The organism is Paracoccus wurundjeri (assembly GCF_030678915.1).
GTDB classification, from domain to species: Bacteria; Pseudomonadota; Alphaproteobacteria; order Rhodobacterales; family Rhodobacteraceae; genus Paracoccus; species Paracoccus onubensis_A.
In genome coordinates, this window is the sequence record NZ_JAUUTZ010000019.1 from 12,549 (window position 1) to 33,387 (window position 20,839).

The following is a 20,839-nucleotide window of genomic DNA, read 5'->3' on the forward strand; positions in this document are numbered from 1 at the left end:
TGATATTCGCTCCTGTCATTCTGCGGCCTGGGCCGTTTTACGACCTGCCACATATCCATTGACGGGGATGGGCAGGCCAAGATTTTCGCGCAGGGTCCGGCCTTCATAGGCGGTGCGGAACAGACCGCGCCGCTGTAGCTCGGGGATTACCAGATCGACGAAATCGTCAAGCGATGTGGGAAGCCAGGGCGGCAAGATGTTGAAGCCATCTGCGGCTTCGCTCTCGAACCACTCCTGCAGCATATCGGCGATTTGTTTGGCTGTACCGATGATCGTGTAATGCCCGCGCGCCGACGCAACCCATTGGTAAAGCTGACGGATCGTGAAGCCGTTCTCATCGGCGATCTGGCGAAGCAGCACCTGACGCGACTTGTTGCCCTCGGTCGGAGGGGCGGGCGGCAGGGGGCCGTCGAGATCATGGCCCGTCAGATCCAGTGTTCCCCCGGTCAGGCCGTTCAGAAGCGCGATGCCGTCCTCTTCCAGGATATAGGAGGTGAGGCGTTCGTATTTCTCCTGCGCCTCTTCCTCGGTTCGTCCGACGAAGGGCGACACACCGGGCATGATCAGCACATGATCGGGATTGCGCCCTTCGGCGGCGGCGCGGGTCTTGATGTCGCGATAAAATTCCTGCGCGGTGTTCAGCCGCTGATGCGCGGTGAAGATGACTTCCGCCGTCGCGGCGGCCAGTGATCTTCCGTCCTCGGACTGACCGGCCTGAACGATGACGGGATGACCTTGTGGGGAACGGGGCACGTTCAGCGGGCCATTGACCTTGAAATGTTCACCCACATGATCCGCGAAATGCATCTTGCCGGTATCGTAAAAGACACCGCTTTCCTTGTCGCGAATGAATGCGTCATCCTCGAAACTGTCCCAAAGTTTCCTGACGACCTCGACATGTTCCCGCGCGCGGCGATACCGCGTTGCATGCGGCGGCTGTTCGGCAAAGTTGAAATTCCGGGCCGCGGCGTCGCTTGCCGTCGTCACCACGTTCCAACCGGCCCGACCACCAGAGATCAGGTCGAGAGACGCGAATTTGCGGGCGATGTTATAGGGTTCTTCGTAACTTGTGGAGGCCGTCGCGATGAAGCCGAGATGTTTTGTCAGCGGCGCCAAAGCAGAGAACAGGGTCACCGGTTCGAAGCCTGCGACCTTGGCATTGCCGCCCTCGGTCCCGCCGCCGAATGAGACGGCAAGACCATCGGCAAGGAAATAGGCATCGAACAGCCCGCGCTCCGCTGTTTGGGCAAGTTGCTTGTGAAACTCGAAATTCGTGGCGCCATCGGCGGGCTGATCGGGGTGACGCCAGGCAGCCACATGCTGACCGCCGCCAGGCAGGAATGCACCAAGTTTGATCTGTCTGGTCATGATTGCGGGTCCTGTGAGATGTGAAAGGTCATGGTCAGGAGAGTTTGACGCTCCTGCGGCCATCGATGCCTACGGGCGTATCGCCCTCGGTGGTTACGCGCCGCACGACGCGATGGGCGTCGCCATAATCGTTGATTGCCACATGCTGGGTTGCGCGGTTATCCCAGATCGCAACGTCACCGACACGCCAGCGCCAGCGAACCGTGTTTTCAGGGGCGGTGATATAGTCTTGGAACAGCTCGTAAATCTTGTGGGTATCGGATCGCGACAGCCCGTTAATGCGCTGCACGAAACTGCCCAGCAACAATGTCCGTTCTCCGGTTTCGGGATGCACGCGCACCACGGGATGCTCGGCCTGGAAGACCTTGGACGAGAAGACCTCGCGGTAATGTTTCTTTTCGACCTCTGTCGCTTTCGGACGCTGGGCCGCGTAGTCATAGGAATTGCTGTGAACCGCCCGCAGGGACTCGGCCAGCTGCTTTAACGCGGGCGGCAGCGCCTCATATGCGGCGCTCGTATTGGCCCAGATCGTGTCCCCGCCCGTTTCGGGGATGACGACGCCACGCAGCACCGAATATTTGGGATAGGCCGGAACGAATGTAATGTCGGTATGCCACTGATCGGCCCGGCCACCATGAGACGAATCCAGTTCCAGAAGGCTTGTCGTTCCCTTGCGCACATGCTGGGTCGGATGTGCCACCAATTCGCCCAGCCGCGAGGCAAAGGCTTCCTGACCGGCATCGTCGAGATGGTGCTGATCGCGGAAAAACACGACCTTGTGGCGGGCGATAAGCGTCTTGATCTCGTCGACGACCAGATCGTCAAGGTCCCCGGATAGCTGCACGCCCCGGATCTCGGCGCCAATGACCGGCGTGACCTGATGCGTCTCAAGGACCGGGGTGCCGTGGGTAATGATATCTTGCTGAGTCATGGGAAAAGCTCCTTTCAGTGAGCACAGGCCCGCCGTTGCCGGTTCAGGGATGAGCCGGATCGGGAACAGGACGGACTGATGAGGTTCTGGTTCTCAGGCTGGACTAAAGACAGGTTCGCGCTGTCGGGCAGCTGTGCGCGCAGAGATGGCCGAAGCCAGTTGCGCCGCCGCATCTTCCAGCCGCTTGGTCAGGGTCAGTGATGTCGGCAGACCATCGGTAAAGTCTTCGGAAGAGGCGTAAACGCCGGTTGCAACTGTGGTGGCCTCGAAAAAACCAAGCAGCGGACGCAATTGATGCTCGATGACAAGCGCGTGGCGATGCCCGCCGCCCGTGGCAGTCAGAAGGACCGGCTTTCCTTTCAATGCTTCAGGTTCGAGCAGATCGAAAAGATGCTTGAAAAGGCCGGTATAGCTGCCCTTGTAGACCGGGCTTCCAACCACAAGCGCATCCGCGGCGATAATCCGGTCAATGATCGCACGGGTCCTTGAATCAAGCTCGGCCAGCGTATGAACGGCCCCGAACTGGCGGCCAAGGTCGATCAAATCGAAGGTCGCGCCTTTCATTCCTGACAGATCCGCGCTTCGTTGTGTCGCCAGGTCAACAAGCGCTCTGGTACGAGATGGGATGCTGACACTTCCCGCAAAGCCAATGATTTCCGCCATTTTATCCTCTTACACGATCATTCCTGTCGTGATTAAGGTATAAATGACGGAAGGCTTCTACTCCATTCTAAAGATTCTCGCACAGAGAGAGTAAACAACTTGCTCGCTACGCTTCCGGGAGAAACTCAGACCCTTTCGCCGACATGGATATCGCTTGGCCCAAAGAAGTCCTGCGCCAGATTGGCGGTTTGTTCGCGGATGTCGGGAATCGCCGTGATCTCCCACAATGCGCCTCGTGCGGCGGGGCCGACCGCATAGATCCGCTGCGATGTCTGGCCGGATGCGTCGATCACTTGGGCCGAGGTGGTCGTATCCAGGCCAAGGCCAAGCGGATCAAGCCGTGCGGCACGCCGCAGCAGCAGATCGCGAACCACCGGGACCGCATGTTCGACCGGGTCGCGGCGAATGCCGCGGCAGTCGATCACATGATCGGCGACCAAGTGTTCGGGGCTGCCGCTTTTCCGTGGAACAATCCGCATCACTATGCGCCCGTCGTCACGTTCCTTAGCGCTTTGGAAATGGCCGCGAAGGATGGAAAGCTGCCCGCTTGCTGCTGCCCGCGACATCCGATTCGCCGAAACCGGAGGCATCCGGTGGCGGTGCACTTCCCACCAGGCGGCGGCGTGGCGCAGGAATCTGGCGCGGTCTTCCAGAGACCAGGCGCGCCATATCTTCGCAACATGGGGCCGGATCGCATCTACCGCGTCCCGCCAGGTTCCGCCCTGCGCCTCGGCAAGCCGGACCAATCCGCGAAGCCAATGCATCGTCTTGCTGACCGATGCGCCCAGCGGAATCCTGTGCTGTTCAAGCCCAAGCGCATATGTGTCCGCATGGGGCTGCGGCAGCAGGCCGCGACGCGACAGGCAATAAATCTGCCCCCTGTGGCCGGCCCCCAGAAGCGTCGCGACATGGTCGACCATGCTCAGGCCGGTTCCGATGATGGCAACGGTCGCATCCGCATCGGCGGGCGGATTGAAATCCCATCCGCCACGCAAAGGGTAGGGCGGCTCTGACGGGACGGCATGGCCTGTCGCAAGAATGGCCCGATCCGCCCGGACGGTTCTGCCGTCATCAAATTCGGCAGTCACCCCGTCATCCGTCTCGAGGATACGCAGGCACTCGCCGCGCATGCAGTGAAGCCGCCCACTTTCCGCACCCTCTTCGCGCCATGGAGCAAGCAGGCTGGCCAGATAGCGGCCATAAGTGCCGCGATCGACAAAGCTCATGCCGCTGACGGGAATACCCTCGCCGGTCAGCCAGCGCTCGAAATGGTCCGGCTGATCCGGGAATGCGCTCATCTGCGAGGCGCGGGTATTCAGCAAATGATCGGGATCATCGGTGCCATAGGCGATGCCGCAGCCAAGCAGTTCCGCCCTTTCGATGATCGTGACCCTGACCTTCCGGGTCGGAAGCCGCAGCAGATGGGTAGCCATCAGCACGCCGCTCGCGCCGCCTCCGACGATCAGGACATGCTGCCCATCCCGATGATCTTGCCTGTATGCCCCGTCCATCACGATACCGCCATCACAAGGCCGATGGTCCAGACCAAGGCCAGAAGGGCGACGGCAACGGTCAGGGCGCAGTGATCGGGTGCCGGTTCAATCCCGTCCTTGTCCATGGCGAACAACAGAAAGTTCGGATCATACGCACAACAGGGAAACATCGGAGTTTTCCTCTCAGTTTGGTGGTAAATACAGGATGAATGCCAGCAGGATGAGATAGCAGGTCCCAAGGAAGAGTGCCGGTTCGGCCTGCCGGATCATTATCGCGGATCGTTGTGTCATCAGCGTATCTCCACGGCTTTCGGAGCGCGCTCGACCGGCAGGAAAACGCGCGGCCGGGCGGTTCCTTTTTGTGGCCAATGCTGTTCACGCAGGGCCTTGCCCTGCGCCCAGGGGCCATAGCCTGAGGCGATATTGATATGGCCGGCATCGCCCATGTCGATGAAATCGGCCTTCCAGCTATCCGCCAGGCTGCGCGCCTGTTTCTGATCCATCCATGGATCGTTCCGGCTGGCGGCGACGATCACCTTGTCATGCAACGGTCGTTGCGGAATCGGACCGAAGGATGCGGTACGGGCACTTTTCGAGGGTTCTGCCGGCGCGACCAGCAGGGCACCCGCAATCTTGATCTGGGGCCAGGACGAAAGCAGGCGGACAATGGCGATAGCGCCCAGCGAATGACCGACCAGAACCGAATCGGGATAGATCAGCGTCGCCGCGGCAATCTCGGTAAGCCAAGCTTCCGGCGATGGCTTGGACCAGGAATATTGCTCGACGATCTTGGCAGTGGGATCGGTCGCCGCCCACCAGTGCTGCCAATGTGCGGCAGGTGAACCGTCGAGACCGGGAATGAGGAGGGTTTTGATCATGACGAAACTCCTTTCCCATAAAGACTACCAACTTAGTCGTATATTGTTATTCCAAATATTTCCGGATCTGAAGAAAAATAATCCTCATCGGCGCGATTCCTCCGAAACAAGCAGGTTCCGGGGCGCTTGATCAGGGCTTGCGCCCCTTGATTGAAAAAGAATCAGAACAGCTTGACACTCGTTCCAGGGCGTTCCGCGGATATCCGCTGACTGGCCCGCCCGATGTCGGGCTCAACCTGCAAGGAATATGAAATGCAAAAGAGACCGGCGGGTATCCACCGATCTCTTTCACATGACATGAAGCCGGTTCTTCACCGGCCCCAGAGAAGCGGATCAATATCTGACGAATTCGGCATCCGATATCTGATCTTCTCCCAGATCAAGCACGACGCCACCGGATCGCCCGTTTCCGTTCGCAACCCGTTTTGCCGCCGGAGCGGTTGCCATGGCGGGCGCGTCGTTATTCGCGCGGCGCGTAATGGAAGAAATTTCCGCGCTTTCCATCACCGGGCTAGCGGCCATTTCATGAAACGACGCGGAGCCGCTATTGCCCAGCCGGAAGAATGAAATGACGCCGCGAAGCTGTTCGGACTGCGTTGCCAGATTTGCAGAGACGTTTGCCGCCTCGGTCGATGCTGACGCGTTTTGCTGGATCACCGTATCGAGTTCGCGAATTGCCTGATTGATCTGCTCCACGCCGATATTCTGTTCGCGTGCCGCGGCACTGATCTCTTGCACGAGATCCGCGGTTCTCTGGATCGAGGGGACCAATGCGGACAGCATTTCGCCGGCTTTCTGGCTGACCTCCAACGTGCGGCCGGACAATTCGCTGATCTCGCCGGCGGCCTGTTGGCTGCGTTCGGCCAGTTTGCGCACTTCCGAAGCGACGACCGCAAAGCCTTTGCCGTGCTGACCGGCGCGCGCGGCCTCGACTGCGGCATTCAGGGCAAGCAGATCCGTCTGCCGGGCGATTTCCTGGATGATGTTGATCTTCTCGGCAATGGTTTTCATCGCGCGTACCGCCTCATCCACCGCCTCGCCGCTTTGAGCGGCCTCTTTGGCGGATTGTGTGGCGATCTTTTCGGTCTGCGCCGCATTGTCCGAAGATTGGCGGATATTCGCGGTCATTTCTTCCATGGAGGCGGATGCCTGTTCCGCGGCGGCGGCCTGCTGGGTCGAGCCGTGGCTGAGTTCTTCCGCGGTGACGGACATGGCCTGCGCACCTTCGGCGACGCCATCCGAACTCACATTGGCATTCGCGATCACGTCGCGCAGTTTTTCAAGCATCTGCTCCAGCGCGATTCCAAGGGAATCCTCTTCTGACCGGGGTTTGATATCCACTGCCAGATCGCCGTGGCTGATCTTTTCCGCCGCGCCGGTGATATCACGCATCGAAGCGTTCATCCGATCCATTGCCCCCAGCAAATCGCCGATTTCATCGTTGGACGTGGGCTTGGCGTCGACCGAAAGATCGCCCTTGCCAACCCCTTCGGCCACAGCAACCGCGCGGCCCAGACCGCGGCTGACTATCATCGAAATCCAGAAGGCGGCGGCAATACCAATTGCGGCCGCACTTCCCGCACCGATCAGTAGAAGAACACGGCTTGCCTGATATTCGTCGGCCGTTCGAGAGACCGAGTCCTTCATGCGTGTATTGCTGCGCTGTGCATATTCTTCAAGCAACTCTTCATTGGCCCGGGCCAGCGGCAAAAGTGTTTCGGTCACCAGTTCCCTGGCGCGCTCTTCGCTGTTGCGCAGTCCAAGACTGACGATCTCTGCAATTGAACTGTTCAGAGTTTTGACCGCATCGCGCAGCCGGGAAAATTCCGCTTTTGCGTAACCATTGGCCGCTGCTTGCATAGCATCTACGGCTGCCGATGCCGCAATACCGGATTGGACGGCTTTCTCGCCCTGTTCCGCAGCCTCGGCTTCATCCGTCATCGTAATTGTATAGGCCCCCCGGCGCATCGTGTTTCGCAGATGCCCTTTGATCTCATTCGTCAGAAGGCGCATTTCGGGTGAATTGACCGATGGATTTCGCGATGTTGCCGCAACAACGGCATCTACGGCAGTCTCTGCGAGACGCAGGGCTTCCCGCGCGTCATTATGCAGCAGTTCCGCAGCATGCGTACCTGTGTTTTCCAGCGCCAGTGCGAAGACCTCCTGCAAAGTATCCGCAACCCGTTTCCGATTGGCCGAAAAATCTTCGAGCAGCCCGAGACCGGTTTCAGTGGTCAGGGGAACAAGCTGATTATAAGATTGTTCGACTTCCTGATTATACATTTCTGCTTGGGCTATACCGGCCCGTTTTGCTGCCTCATCCTGCGCCATCATGACAATGCCGACGGAACGACCGACTTGCGCCTCGGATTCCTGCATTTCAAGTGAAAGTCTGACCCGTTCATGATAAACATTGATTAATTCCTCCGTTCGCTCGTTTGCGGCGGATAGGCTGGTGATCGCCAGCCACACCACCGCCCCCAACGTCGTCAGGACGGCAGCGAACGCGATGGCCAGTTTGGCTTTGATGGTAATGCGCATGATGATTCCTCGCTAAGGGATGTGATGTTGTAGCGAGGTTGTTCCTAAGAAATCGTTTCGGACCCGGGCATTCACCATGCGCCTGCCCAAGGAATATACTGAAAATTTGACTTATCGCTTGCCGGCCCGCTTCTATCCGTCCCAGACGCGATCAAGCAAATTGATCCAGTTGAGCCCAAGAACCTTTTCGATCTTTGTCTCTGTCCAGCCCGCTTGCGCCATTGCATCGGCGATATTCGGAAAATCACGCAATTGCCGGAAACCTTCCGGGTTTACGATCTCGCCGAAGCTGGTCAGTTTCCGGCCGAATCCCTTGTCATGGGTGATCCAGTCGAAGAATTCCGTGTCATAGCCCTGCGTGAAATCCGTGCCGATGCCCACGGCATCTTCGCCGACAAGATTGATCACATAATCCATCGCATCGACATAGTCCGAGATCGTCGAGTTCGTGCCCCTGGCAAGGAAAGGCGGGAACATCGTCACGCCGACAAATCCGCCCTTGTCGACGATATAGCGCAGTTCCTCGTCCGATTTGTTGCGGGGATGCGCCTTCAGCCCTGACGGCAGGCAATGGGAATAGGCGACGGGGACCGAAGATTCATCGATCACATCCCGCGACGTTCTGGGCCCTACATGGCTGAGATCGCACAGCATGCCCACGCGATTCATTTCTGCGACCACCTCGCGCCCGAAATCGGAAAGCCCGCTGTCGCGGCTTTCATAGCATCCGCTGCCGACCCAGTTCTGCGTGTTATAGGTCATCTGCACGATGCCGACGCCCAGCGTTTTGAGAACCTCGACATAGCCGATCCGGTCCTCGAAGGCAGAGGTGTTCTGCATCCCCAGGATGATCGCGGTCTTTCCGTCGGCTTTGGCCTGCCGGATATCCGCGACGCTTTCGGCCTTGACGATATGATCCGAATATTCGCGGAACCAGCTGTTCCACTGCGCAATGTTGCCGACCGTATCCGTGAAGTTTTCCCAAACGCTGCAGGTGCAATTCGCGGCCGTCAGACCGGCCTGCTGCATCTCGCTGAAAAGCTCGCCGCTCCATTTCGAGATGATAAGCCCGTCCACGACGATCGAGCTTTCATAGATGCGGGTTGCGCTGTCCTTCATGATATTCTCCGTTTCATATGTCCTGAGCGGCGGGGACCGCGCGCCGCACGGCGTTCGCGATCCGGTGGTTTCGGTTGGGGTGATGGGTCAGCCGGGAAGCTTGTAGATAACCTCGAACCGGCATTCCGGGGCGCCGGTGGCTGCGCATTGCGTTTCGCGGCAAGAGATCGTGTCGGGTCTGATGCCCCTCGCTGCGCAGACGAATTGCATGGCGCCGATCAGGAAACCCTCGAACATGTAGCAGGTGGGGGCGGTGGCCCGGTCCCGCGCTTCCAGCACATAGATGGAATCCCGAAGCGTGATTTCCGCGGTCAATCGGTTCAGATCCAGGATTTCGACGGTGAACCGGCCCCAGCCACGCTCTGAAAGCCGCTTCAGGTAATGTTCGAACACCTCACTCTCCGAGGCGCCTAACAGTTCGGCCTGACGCTCGCACCAGTGAAAGGCGGATTTCGCGCCGGAACGGTCCAGAACGGCGCCATAGGCCACGCGCCCCAATGACGCCTCGATCTCCCTGTGCATGTTCACCATGAAATGCCGTGGCACGTATAGCATGGGCATGCCATCGGTGCGCCAGACGCCACTGGCCTCATCCACCTCGATTTCAACAGCGGGCTGCATTGCGTCATCCTTTCGGTTTCAGGTTCCCGGCCATGCCCTTGGGTGGCCGGCGGATATCCGGTCTTCCCGAACCATTGAATGAACGGGAAGGCCGGGGTGGTCATCGCGTGGATCGCTATGCCGAATTGGGCAGCGCGTCTGCTTCCGCTTCCTCGGTAAATCCATCGACCAGCGATATGCGGTGTGTCTCGCGCAGCGCCAGTCCGCCTGCCGCGGCCAGTACGGTAATCAACATCAGATAGATCGCAGGTGAAAGATTGTTGTCGGTGACATCGATCAGCCATGTCGCCATCAGGGGCGCGGTGCCGCCGAAAAGCGTATAAGAGATATTGTAGGTGAAGGCCGAGGCCGTATAGCGGGTGCGCGTCGGGAATGTTTCCGACATCAGCGTCGCTGTCACCACATTGCTGGTAAGCGCGCCGACCGCCAGAAGCAGGACACCGGGGACCGCCTTCAGGAGTTCCCCCGAGCTTGCAAGCAGGAAAGCCGGTATGGTCATCAGCAGAAACCAGGCGCAGACGAAGCCGATCGTCCTCCGGCGGCCGAACCGGTCCGAAAGCGCCCCTGCGACCGGGCAGAACAATGCGGCGAAAACAAGCGCGATGAGCGAAACCAGCAAGGCGCCCGGACGGGTGAGACCACCGACCACCTGCAGATAGGTCGCGAAATAGGTGGTGAACGTATAAAAGGACAGTGCTGTCAGCGAGATGAAAGCCCCCAATCGCAGGATTGAATGAATCTGGCTTTTCAGGGTTTCCCGCAGGGGTGAATGCGCATGAGTGCTGTCTTCCGCGGCCAGCGCCTTGAATGCGGGGGTCTCTTCCATGCGCCACCTGAGGTAAAGGCCGATCAGCCCCAGAGGCGCGGCGATCAGGAACGGCACCCGCCAGCCCCAGCCGGCCATAGCCTCGGGCGTCAGACTGTTTTCCAGCGCAAAGACCAACAGTGCCGCCGAAGCGAAAGCCGTGAAAGTCGAAACCGGGATAAAGCTGCCATACCATCCGCGCTTGTGCCGGGGCGAATGCTCCATGACATAGGCGATGGACCCGGCATATTCGCCGCCCGCCGAGAAGCCCTGCAAACAGCGCAGGACGGTCAGCAGGATCGGGGCGGCAATTCCCAGGCTTTCATGTGTCGGCAGCAATCCGATCAGCGTTGTCGCCCCTGCCATGAGCAGAATCGTCAGGGACAGGATGCTTTTCCGGCCAATCCGGTCGCCCAATATGCCGAAGAATATCCCTCCCAGGGGGCGCATCGCGAAGGCGACAGCGAAGACGCCGAAGGTCTTTAGCAGCCCCAGACTGACGCTTTCGCTGGGAAAGAACTGGTTGGCGATAACCGTCGCCAGAAAGCCGTAAACCGCGAAGTCGAACCATTCGACGAAATTCCCAATGGCTGCCGCACTGATGACTTTGCCAAGCGTGGGTGGTGCGTCGCTTTCCGCCAGACGGTGCCCGTCATGCTGCGATCGCTGATCACTTGTCATTACGTGAACTCCCTGAAAATTTGTGCTGTCGTTCTGTCAGGTTCTGTCGCCTGTCAGAGGTGATGATCCGCTTAGCCATCAGCGTTGTAAAATATCATTTTTGGCTTTATTAATAATTGTAAGGAAATAATCGAAGGGACCGGCAATGAGTCTGGATCTTCGCCATCTGCGCGCCTTCAGCACGCTTGGCCGTGAATTGCACTATCGCCGCGCATCCGAGAGCCTGCGCATCGCGCAACCTGCCTTAACCAAGACGATCCAGCAGCTTGAAGAGCATATCGGGGCACCGCTGCTTGTCAGGTCCACGCGCCGCGTCGAACTGACCGAGGCCGGGCGCGTGTTCCTGAATGAAATCTCGAACGTGGCGGCCCAGATAGATCTCGCGGTCGAGCGTGCGAGGAAGGCGGCCCGTGGCGTGCGGGGCGAGTTGCGCATCGCCTATACCGATTTCGCGATCAACGGTCTCCTTCCGCATTTCCTGCGAGAGTTCAACACGGCTCATCCTGACATCTATCTTGATCTGATCTTCATGCCGACGATCCACCAGCATGAGGCGATCCTGCAGCACCATATCGATATCGGTTTCCTGTACGGCGTCTCGGATCAGCAGCCGATCAGCAGTCTGACCTTTGACGAAAACGACTATGTGGCCATCCTGCCGGAGAACCATCATCTGGCAGGGCGGGCACAACTGACCCTCGGCGATCTGAAAGCCGAGAAATTCGTGTTCGGAACCGGTGACAGCTGGATCATCTTCCGCAAGCAGGTCTTTGCGGAATGCAGGGCCCGGGGGTTCTTTCCGGATATATCGCTTGAGGCGACAAGCAGCGACGGTATCTTCGGTCTGGTTATCGCGGGCGCCGGCGTGGCGATCTATTCCAGCTGCATCGGAAATATGCCGCGACAGGGCATCGCGATCCGGCAACTGGTCGACATGGAGGCAAAACTGCCCATCACCGCGGTCTGGGAGCGCGGCAACAACTCAGAAGAACTGAACATCTTCCTGCGGTTTTTGCGCCGCACCCGGCCGCTCATTTCCGCAGCAAGCTGAATATACGAGCCAAATTCCGGGCATCGGATAAAAACCTGACATCGGGTTGGTTCTCGTGGTCACGATTGCCTTGTGTTATCACATAAGCTCCGTGATGTTTGGAACAACAATAATCCTGGGGGACGGAATGACGGAAGATGCGGATCGACAATTCATGGCGCTGGCGCTGGACGAAGCCCGGCAGGGGATGGCAGATGGCGGCCTGCCCATCGGTGCGGTGCTGGTTCGGAACGGTAAGGTCGTCGCCTCGGGTCACAATCAGCGCGTTCAGCATGGCGACCCCATCGCGCATGGCGAAATGGACTGCCTGCGCAAGGCGGGACGACAGCGCAGTTATCGCGACACCGTGCTTTATACCACGCTTAGCCCCTGCATGATGTGCAGCGGCACGATCCTGCAATTCGGCATTCCCCGCGTCGTCATCGGCGAGGCCGAGAATTTCGAGGGCGACATCCCCTTTCTGCGTGGCCGTGGCGTCGATATCACGTTGATGGATGACGAGGGCTGCAAGGAGGTGATGCGGCATTTTCTGGCTTTGCCCGGCAATCTGGAGCTGTGGCATGAAGACATAGCCGAGGATTGAGGGGCGGCGGCATGGATCAGAAAAGCCAGGATTACCCGCTGTCCGAAGTGCCGCAAGCGGCCCGCAAGAGCTTTGGATCGCTTGCTGTCGTACTGCTGGGGTTCACTTTTTTCACCGCGACGATGTTCGCCGGCGGTCAGATCGGCACGGCCTTTCCGCTATGGCCGGATCTGGTGGCGATCATCGTGACCGGCAACCTGCTTCTGGGCGCCTATGTCGCGGTGCTGGGGATGATCGGCGCGCGCACCGGGCTGAACACGGCGCTGCTCAGCCGTTTCAGCTTTGGCCGGATCGGGGCGAAGCTGCCCGATCTGCTGTTGGGGTTCACGCAGATCGGCTGGTATGGCTGGGGTACGGCGACCATGGCCGTCGTGCTGCTGCGCTTGATCGGGATAGATGCCGAGACTCATTCGGTTCTCGCTTACGCATTGATGATCCTTTTCGGCTTCGCTTTCTGCTGGACGGCCTATATCGGCTATCGCGGACTCGAGCTTCTGTCGATCGTCTCGGTGCCGCTGATGGTCCTGCTTCTGGCGGTATCGCTGTGGATTGCGGTCGAAGATGGCGCGGGCGGTCAGGGGCTGATGGCGATCCAGCCCGGCCATGCGCTTGGCATCGGCACCGCCATCACCATGGTTTTCGGCACTTTCGTGTCAGGCGGCACGCAGGCGACAAACTGGACCCGCTTCGCAGCCAGCCCGCGTCAGGCCGTCTGGGCTTCTTTGGTGGCTTTCTTCATCGGTAACGGGCTGATGATCACGACCGGAGCAATCGGGGCGCTGGTCTATCAGCAGCCCGATATTGTCGATGTGCTGGTGATTCAGGGGCTGACAGTGCTGGGTATCCTCATGCTGTTCCTGAATCTGTGGACCACGCAGGACAACACCATCTATAATTTTTCGGCTGTGGGCTGCACGGGCTTTGCCACCGACAAGCGGCGGATGGTCACGGTCATCGGTGCGGCGATCGGAACGGTTCTGGCGCTTCTCAGGATCGATCTGTATCTGATCCCGTTCCTGCTACTGCTGGGCACCTTCATTCCGCCCATCGGCGGGGTCATCATGGCCGATTATCTGGTCAAGCGCCGCGGATCCTATCCGCCAATCGCCTCGGCCGATCTGCCGGATTTCAACAAGGCGGGTCTGGCAGGTTATGTGGTCGGGTGTCTTGCGGCCTATTTCAGCCCGGGTATCCCGCCACTTATCGGCATCATCGTTGCAATCGTTACCTATGTGATGGTCGATCGGGTGCTGTCGGAACGGGATAAGCCGGCGGCTGGCTCGCCCTGAAAATATACAGCAGGCAAGGATTGATACATCCGTTGCGTCCGGCCTGTTTCCAGGGGCCGGATTGCGGTGCCGGTACAGGTCGCGGCCCTGTGTTCACGAAAGGGTCATGCGGTTGTCGGGAACCGGCAGGTATACCGCTCGTTGTTCATCACAGCACAGAACATAGCTTGTGAGGAATACAGATGCGCCGGATCGTTCATAATACAACCGCCATCGTCGCGTGCTTATCGCTTATGGCGCCCCATATCGCGATGGCTCAAACCAATATCCCCGAGGCTGCAGCGCAAAAGGATGCCGACAAGTTGCCGGCCAATGCCGATGTGCTTGCCCAGGCCGAAGCAGAGCCTGTGCCACCGGCAGAGGCAGAAACAGCCGCCCCGGCGGAGGCAGAGGCTGAAGTGCCGGCAGAGGCAGAGACAGCCGCTCCGGTAGAGGCCGAGGCTGAAGCACCGGCAGAGGCAGAGACAGCCGCTCCGACAGAGGCTGAGGCCGAAGCACCGGCTGAAGCTGAGACAGCCGCTCCGGTGGAGGCAGAGGCTGAAGCGCCGGCTGAAGCAGAGACGACCGCTCCGGCGGAGGCTGAGGCCGAAGCACCGGCTGAAGCAGAGACGACCGCTCCGGTGGAGGCTGAGGCTGAAGCGCCGGCTGAAGCAGAGACGACCGCTCCGGCAGAGGCAGAGGCCGAAGCACCGGCTGAAGCTGAGACAGCCGCTCCGGTGGAGGCTGAGGCTGAAGCGCCGGCGGAGGCAGAGACAACCGCTCCGGCAGAGGCAGAGGCTGAAGCACCGGCTGAAGCTGAGACAGCCGCTCCGGCAGAGGCTGAGGCTGAAGCGCCGGCTGAAGCTGAGACGACCGCTCCGGCAGAGGCAGAGGCTGAAGCGCCGGACAACGCCGCGTCCGAGGATCAGGACGCCCTCGCCGAAGCTCTGGCCGAGGAAGAGAAAGCATCGGAAGGGGAAGCTCAACCGGACGATGCCGCAGCCTCTGAAGATCCCGCGTCCCCGAGCGAGGATGACCTGGCCGACGCCTTGGCCGAACAGGAGAAAAAGGCCGAGGAAGCCGGGCAGGAGGACAGTTCGCAGCAACCGGCCGATGCCGAAGGCGAGACAGAGTCCGATGACACAGCCGCCGGGAGTGGCAGCGAAACCGAGGGCAGCAGCGAAACCGAGGCCGCCAAAGAGGCTGCGACCGAAACCGAAATTCCCGAACTTTCCGCTCTGACTTCCGAAGAGGGCGAAGGCGAAGTGACCGAAGAAGAAGTGACCGAAGAGAATAGTCGTTCCTCCTCGGAAGATTTCGGAACCAGCCTGACTGACGCCTTGTCCGGGCTTGCCGGTCAGGAAGCGCAGCAGTCGGATGATGACAGTAAAGACAACGACAAGAGTGATCTGACCAAGGCCGTGCTGCTGGGGCTTGGCGGGCTCGCTGTCGGTTCGATGCTGAGCAATAACCGCGAAGTCGAACTCAGCACGCCAGATCGGCTTGTCGTAACGCGTGCGGATGGCAGCCGGGAGGTGATCAAGGATGAGACCGTATTGCTGCGGCAGCCGGGTTCGACCGTGGCGACGGAGAATTTCGACGACGGCTCGTCGCGGACGACGGTGACACGTGCGGATGGCAGCAAGGTCGTGACAATCCGCGACGCCAATCTGCGGGTTCTGCGCCGTACCCTGATCACCGCGGATGGCGGCTCGATGCAGCTGATCGACGATACGACAAGCGCCGAGCCGGTTGATATCGCGAGCCTTCCGGCCCCGGCCGAGCCCATCGAAACGTCGGGTGGTTCCCTGAGCGAAGAGGAATTGCGCGCCGCATTGCTTCGGGAAGTCGATGCCGGACGTTATTTCACCCTTGGCCAGATCCGGAATATTCCGGAAGTGCGCGCCTTGGTCGCTCCGATCAATATCGACGCGATCACGTTCGATACCGGTTCGGCAGCGATCAAATCCGATCAGGCGGAGCAATTGTCGACGCTTGGCAAGGTCATCCAGCAGACTATTCAGGAAAACCCGCGCGAGATCTTCCTGATCGAGGGTCATACCGACTCGGTCGGAGATGCGGCAATGAACCTTGCCCTGTCCGACCGGCGGGCTGAATCGGTCGCGCTTGCGCTAACCGAGTATTTCGACGTACCGCCCGAGAACCTTGTCACGCAAGGTTATGGCGAGCAGTTCCCGAAGGTGAGTGGCGAGGGTGATCTTCGCGAAAATCGCCGGGCTTCGGTGCGCCGTATTACGGATTTGCTGCAAACGGCATCGACCGAATCCGAATAGGTCACTACCCACCATAAATAACCGGCAGGGTAACAGCTGCCGCTTCCCGAACTGCCCGACGCTTTTCAAGTGTCGGGCAGTTTTCATGCGCGCTGCACGCTTTGATGGGCCAGTGCGGCGATAATATCCGTTCGGGTGACGATGCCGACAACGCGCGTCCCGTCGAGAACCGGCACCGCATCGCAATGACCGTCGGACATAAGCGGCAAAAGCGCGGAAACCGGCGTTTCGGGGGCAGCACGGGGAATCCGGACATCCATGACGTCCCGTGCGCGTGCCCCCGAACCATGGCCGATCAATCGCCCCATTGCCGAAAGAAATCCGCCGACACGGCGCTGCGCGCGTTCATCCGCGTGACGGATCAGGTGAAGCTGGAAGATCACGCCGTGAAACTCATTCCCGTCGCCAACGACCGGCAGAGAGGTGAAGGCGTGGCGGCGGAAAAGCTCGGCAACTTCGAATAGCGGCGCGTCGGGGCCAACGGTTATCAGGTCGCGCGACATGATATCGGCCGCGGTCGAGCCGGTCCCGCGATGCGAGGCGATGACCATTTCCGCCGCGCCGATCAGCCGGGCAAGGTCCGCCACGCCCAGGTTCATCGTCTGGTTATACCGTTCGAGTATGCTGACAAGTTCGTTTTCGTTCAGACCGATCCGTTTCACCGGATCCAGATCCCCGGTGCCATGAGGATTTTTTTCCTCGAACTGACGGAAAGGATATCGCCGGCCGGTGATGCGCGCATAGATGACCGCGATCAGGATCAGGGCTAGGGTGCCACAGGCCACCGGAGCGAATGCAAAGCTCCATCCAAGTTCCAGCGTCGCTTCGGGGTTCAAGGCCGCTGTCATGGCCACGGCGCCACCCGGAGGGTGAAGCGCGCGGATCAGGATCATGGCGGTAATCGCCGCGCCGACGGCAACCGCAACGCGCAGGACAGGATCCGGGATCAGCATGCAGGCGGCAATCCCCATCAGGGCAGAGGCCAGATTCCCCATGATCGCGGACCAGGGCTGGGCCAACGGGCTGTTGGGCGCCGCGAAAACCAGAACCGACGTGGCTCCGAAAGGTGCGATCAGATAAAGGCCCAGACGGCTGTCGATCGAAGGCGCAAGCAGGAACAGCCCGGCTATCAGCAGGCCCAGCAGTGCGCCCACCCCCGCCCTGACCGCCTCTTTCGGCGAGGCATGGGGGACGGCCGGGCCGACCGATCGCAGAAAATGGGTCATGGGTGTCGGCATCCGGGCTTCCCTGAATTACAGCGCCGTGTGGCTACTCCTGGTGATTGCGAGATGCAATTCCACAAACAGCCGGGCACAGATAAAGTCGGAGATGCAGGGCAGGTTTCGAATGCCGGATTTCGCCGGCCGACTGGCTGTCATCGTTAGAGGTTATGGTGACTCCGGGCGCTTTCCGGTTATCGCGCTCATATGTAAAAACGCGGACCTTTTCAGATCCGCGTTCGCACTCGTCAAGAACAGGTTCGGCTCAGAAGCGGAAGGTTCCGCGGATCTGTGCCAGTTCGGTGTCAAAATCGGCGCCACCGATATCATCCACATCCGAGAAATCGTTGCGGGTGTATTCGAAGCCGACCGAAAAGCGGTCATGCACAAGGTAATCGACGCCGACGCCATAAGTGACACCGGTTTCAGAGACATCGGTAGTCCCGTCATCGACCGAAATCTTGGCGACACCCAGGGCCAGATAGGGCTGGATTTTGCCAAAGTCGTAACCGGCGCGGCCGCGAAGACGGATCAGGTCGCCGTCGACATCGGCATCATCGAACTCGACCTTGTTGTAATCGAGTTCACCGCCAAGCACATATTTACCGAAATCATGCAGGTAACCGGCATGGACACCATAGCCGTCAAAATCGGCGTCACCATTTATGCCGGAAACTTCGGCATCGCCCTTGCCGTATTGCAGACCGGCATAGAAGCCCGTCCAGTCGGTTCCGGCTTCCACAGGTGCGACGGGCGCAACCACGGGGGCGGGTTCGACAACCGGCGCGACATAACCACCGGCAAAGGCACCCGTTGCGGCAAGCGATGCGGCGAGAGACAATATAACAGTTTTCATAGCTGTTCTCCTTCTTGTTCTGGGATAGAGCTAGGATTGCAGAATGTGCAATTCCAGAACTCGGCAAGATGGATATGGCGGCATGTGGCAAAAATGATACTGCGTGTAACATGTACGTTACAGTGCGGAACATCTGCTTGATCGGCCTTGAATATAAAGGGGTGCGCGCCCCGCTGAAAATCAGTCGGTGGGGCCTGTCGGCAGGGTCGGTGCGGGGCCGGTCGATCCGCGTTCGACGATGCGGCAGGCCAGTTCCACGCGGCGGGGCGGCAGGCCGGGTCCGGCGATGATCTCGCCCAGAAGATCGAGGGCAAGGCTGCCTATTGTGCGCATCGGGATCTCGACGGCAGAAAGCGGCGGAGTCTGCAGATCGCATTGCGGCAGCCCATCGAAACCCAGCACGCTCACCTCACCCGGTACATCGATGCCGGCCCTGGCCAGGGCAAGAAGCGCCCCGACAGCAAGGCTGTCTCCGGCCGCGAGGATTGCCGTGAAATTCCGGGGGCCTTCGGTCAGACGGCGTGTCATTGCGGCGGCGGCGGCATCGGGCAACCAGTCATCGACTTCAACGACCAGCGAAGATTCAGGGGCGATTCCTTCGGCTGTTAACCGGTCCGCCCAGCCCTCGCGGCGGCGTTCGATGGTGCGGCGGCCGGGGCGGGTCAGAAACAGGATGCGCCGGTGCCCGTGCTTAAGCAGAAGTTCGGTCGCCCGCGCCGCGGCGGTGCGGTTGCAAGGCGCGACCGAGGATAACCGCATCATCGGGTCGTCGGCATTGACAAGCACCACCGGCCGGTCGAGCGCAGCCGCCTCGGCGATCACGGCATCGCTTTCGGGCGTCAGCAGCACATAGCCCGCCGCATCCTCGTCAGCCGCGAGATTCGCGGCCAGCGGTTCCGTGGCAGTGCGGGTTTCGAGGGTCATTCCCAAAGCCGCCGCGCGGTCGCGCATACCGTCAAGAACATGCAGCGTGAACTGGCTTCGGGCATAATCGACCATGGCCGCCTGGCTTGCCACAAGGATCGCCTTGCGCCCTGCCACCGCTGACGGCATCGCATATCCCAGCAGTGCCGCCGCATCGCGGATACGGCGGCGCAGTTCGGGCCGGACGCCAGGACGATCCGCAAGAACGCGGCTCACCGTGGCGACCGAGACGCCGCAGCGTTCCGCCAGATCCTCCATCCTGATGCGTCGCCGTTCCATGACCAGCTTTCTTGATGCCCGAACCAAGACTGCAAAAAATTTACATATTGTGCAAACAATTTTCCGTCAGTTAACCTTGCGCCAGGGGAGGAACGTGATGCGGGACGATTCGGTCGTTCGTAATGCCTTGACGCGCGTTGTCGACGGTCTGACCGCGCTGCGCGACACCGGAAGGTTCGACGAGCCGAATCTTGACGGCACGGTCGGGGATTATATCAGCTTTCAATCCTGGGAATGGCCGCAGGGCATCGGGCTTTATGGCCTTGCCCGGCTTTGGCGCGACACCGGGGAAGAGCGGCTGCGCACCGTGCTGGAGGATTGGTACGCCGCACAGGAAACCCGCGGGCTGCCCTTGCTCAATGTCAACACGACGGCGCCGATGCTGGCACTGACCCTGCTTTGGGATCGCACGCGCGATCCGCGATGGGAGGCGATGCTGTCCGGCTGGGCTGACCGCGTGCTGGCCGAGATGCCGCGTACCCCGGAAGGTGGATTTCAGCACGATGTGTCCGACAAGATCAATGAGGGTGAGCTTTGGGACGATACGCTGTTCATGGTGGCGCTTTTCCTTGCCGCCTATGGCGAAGCTTCGGGCCAGCGTGCGCTGGTAGATGAGGCGCAGCACCAGTTTCTGGTACATGCGCGCTATCTGGCGGATCCGGAAACCGGGCTCTGGTTCCACGGCTGGAGCTTTCCCCGGCGCAGCAATTTCGCCCGGGCCCGCTGGGCGCGGGGCAATGCGTGGATCACTGCGGGGCTCGCCGATCTGCCCGAACTTTGCCGCCTTGATCCGCCGGTCGCACGTTATCTTGACGGGGTGCTTCGCGCTCAGATCGCGGCGCTTTTACCATTGCAGACCGCGAACGGCGCATGGCGGACCCTGCTGGACGATCCTTCATCATACGAGGAAACCTCGGCCACGGCAGGGATCGCCTATGGTCTGATGAAGGCCGCGCGTCTCGGGCGCGCATCGGATGAGGCGCGGCGGGCGGGACGCCGTGCGGTCAATTATGTGCTGAGACAGATAGATGCCGATGGTATCGTGGGCGGTGTGTCCTATGGCACCCGCATGGGCCATGATCTGCAATTCTACCGCGACATCCCGCTGCAACCCACCGGTTATGGCCAGTCGCTTGCCATCCTGTGCCTTGCAGAGGCACTTAACGATCCGGAGTTCCGATGATCTCAGACACCCGATATGGTCCCGCGCCACTGGCGATCGGCGGAGCGAAGGTTCCGGTGTTTTGCGGCATGCGTTTCTTTG

18 protein-coding genes are annotated in these 20,839 nt (G+C 60.1%); 5 read left to right on the forward strand and 13 right to left on the reverse strand.

What is annotated here, in order from left to right; all coding sequences use genetic code 11:
• Nucleotides 1–15: 15 nt before the first annotated feature.
• The 10 genes from Q0601_RS17095 to Q0601_RS17140 form a co-directional block, all read right to left on the reverse strand.
• A complete protein-coding gene (locus Q0601_RS17095) occupies nucleotides 16–1,368 on the reverse strand; it encodes an LLM class flavin-dependent oxidoreductase (RefSeq protein WP_305291095.1) in 1,353 nt (450 codons plus the stop codon).
• A gap of 34 nt (nucleotides 1,369–1,402) precedes the next feature.
• Nucleotides 1,403–2,299 (reverse strand): TauD/TfdA dioxygenase family protein, encoded by an 897-nt coding sequence (locus tag Q0601_RS17100; RefSeq protein ID WP_305291096.1) that lies wholly within the window; start codon nucleotides 2,297–2,299, stop codon nucleotides 1,403–1,405.
• Nucleotides 2,300–2,392: 93 nt separating this feature from the next.
• Nucleotides 2,393–2,962, reverse strand: a complete 570-nt coding sequence (locus Q0601_RS17105; protein ID WP_305291097.1) for an NAD(P)H-dependent oxidoreductase — start codon at nucleotides 2,960–2,962, stop codon at nucleotides 2,393–2,395.
• A gap of 125 nt (nucleotides 2,963–3,087) precedes the next feature.
• Complete coding sequence (locus Q0601_RS17110; protein ID WP_305291098.1) at nucleotides 3,088–4,473, reverse strand: FAD/NAD(P)-binding protein; 1,386 nt, start codon at nucleotides 4,471–4,473, stop codon at nucleotides 3,088–3,090.
• A complete protein-coding gene (locus tag Q0601_RS17115) occupies nucleotides 4,473–4,625 on the reverse strand; it encodes a hypothetical protein (RefSeq protein ID WP_305291099.1) in 153 nt (50 codons plus the stop codon). Before Q0601_RS17115 ends, Q0601_RS17110 begins: the two co-directional genes overlap by 1 nt.
• A gap of 120 nt (nucleotides 4,626–4,745) precedes the next feature.
• Nucleotides 4,746–5,333, reverse strand: coding sequence for an RBBP9/YdeN family alpha/beta hydrolase (locus Q0601_RS17120; RefSeq protein WP_305291100.1), 588 nt, complete (start codon nucleotides 5,331–5,333; stop codon nucleotides 4,746–4,748).
• Between the two features lie 333 nt (nucleotides 5,334–5,666).
• Complete coding sequence (locus Q0601_RS17125) at nucleotides 5,667–7,874, reverse strand: HAMP domain-containing methyl-accepting chemotaxis protein (RefSeq protein WP_305291101.1); 2,208 nt, start codon at nucleotides 7,872–7,874, stop codon at nucleotides 5,667–5,669.
• A gap of 132 nt (nucleotides 7,875–8,006) precedes the next feature.
• Complete coding sequence (locus tag Q0601_RS17130) at nucleotides 8,007–8,993, reverse strand: dipeptidase (RefSeq protein WP_305291102.1); 987 nt, start codon at nucleotides 8,991–8,993, stop codon at nucleotides 8,007–8,009.
• An 87-nt stretch (nucleotides 8,994–9,080) separates the two neighbouring features.
• Nucleotides 9,081–9,614 (reverse strand): 4-vinyl reductase, encoded by a 534-nt coding sequence (locus Q0601_RS17135; RefSeq protein ID WP_305291103.1) that lies wholly within the window; start codon nucleotides 9,612–9,614, stop codon nucleotides 9,081–9,083.
• Nucleotides 9,615–9,729: 115 nt separating this feature from the next.
• Entirely contained in the window at nucleotides 9,730–11,100 is a 1,371-nt protein-coding gene (locus tag Q0601_RS17140; RefSeq protein ID WP_305291104.1) for an MFS transporter, read from the reverse strand.
• Nucleotides 11,101–11,245: 145 nt separating this feature from the next.
• On the opposite strand from Q0601_RS17140, the gene Q0601_RS17145 reads away from it, so the two are divergent.
• From Q0601_RS17145 to Q0601_RS17160, 4 genes are all read left to right on the forward strand, one after another.
• Complete coding sequence (locus Q0601_RS17145) at nucleotides 11,246–12,151, forward strand: LysR family transcriptional regulator (protein ID WP_305291105.1); 906 nt, start codon at nucleotides 11,246–11,248, stop codon at nucleotides 12,149–12,151.
• Between the two features lie 127 nt (nucleotides 12,152–12,278).
• A complete protein-coding gene (locus Q0601_RS17150; RefSeq protein ID WP_305291106.1) occupies nucleotides 12,279–12,734 on the forward strand; it encodes a nucleoside deaminase in 456 nt (151 codons plus the stop codon).
• A gap of 11 nt (nucleotides 12,735–12,745) precedes the next feature.
• Nucleotides 12,746–14,023, forward strand: a complete 1,278-nt coding sequence (codB, locus tag Q0601_RS17155; RefSeq protein ID WP_305291107.1) for a cytosine permease — start codon at nucleotides 12,746–12,748, stop codon at nucleotides 14,021–14,023.
• A gap of 182 nt (nucleotides 14,024–14,205) precedes the next feature.
• Nucleotides 14,206–16,296 carry an OmpA family protein gene (locus tag Q0601_RS17160; protein WP_305291108.1) on the forward strand — a complete coding sequence of 697 codons (2,091 nt, stop codon included), beginning with the start codon at nucleotides 14,206–14,208 and terminating at the stop codon, nucleotides 16,294–16,296.
• Nucleotides 16,297–16,379: 83 nt separating this feature from the next.
• Here the strand turns inward: Q0601_RS17160 and Q0601_RS17165 are convergent, their stop codons facing one another.
• The 3 genes from Q0601_RS17165 to Q0601_RS17175 all read right to left on the reverse strand — a co-directional run bounded on the left by Q0601_RS17165 (nucleotide 16,380) and on the right by Q0601_RS17175 (nucleotide 19,575).
• Nucleotides 16,380–17,522, reverse strand: coding sequence for an HPP family protein (locus Q0601_RS17165; protein WP_305291109.1), 1,143 nt, complete (start codon nucleotides 17,520–17,522; stop codon nucleotides 16,380–16,382).
• Between the two features lie 259 nt (nucleotides 17,523–17,781).
• The gene (locus Q0601_RS17170) at nucleotides 17,782–18,372 is read right to left on the reverse strand and encodes an outer membrane protein (protein WP_305291110.1); all 591 of its coding nucleotides are present in this window, start codon (nucleotides 18,370–18,372) and stop codon (nucleotides 17,782–17,784) included.
• Nucleotides 18,373–18,552: 180 nt separating this feature from the next.
• The gene (locus Q0601_RS17175) at nucleotides 18,553–19,575 is read right to left on the reverse strand and encodes a LacI family DNA-binding transcriptional regulator (protein ID WP_305291111.1); all 1,023 of its coding nucleotides are present in this window, start codon (nucleotides 19,573–19,575) and stop codon (nucleotides 18,553–18,555) included.
• Nucleotides 19,576–19,672: 97 nt separating this feature from the next.
• Here Q0601_RS17175 and bglB point away from each other — a divergent pair, with 97 nt between their 5' ends.
• On the forward strand, nucleotides 19,673–20,758 hold the full coding sequence (gene bglB / locus Q0601_RS17180; RefSeq protein ID WP_305291112.1) for a beta-galactosidase BglB: 1,086 nt from the start codon (nucleotides 19,673–19,675) through the stop codon (nucleotides 20,756–20,758).
• The last annotated feature ends 81 nt before the right edge of the window (nucleotides 20,759–20,839 follow it).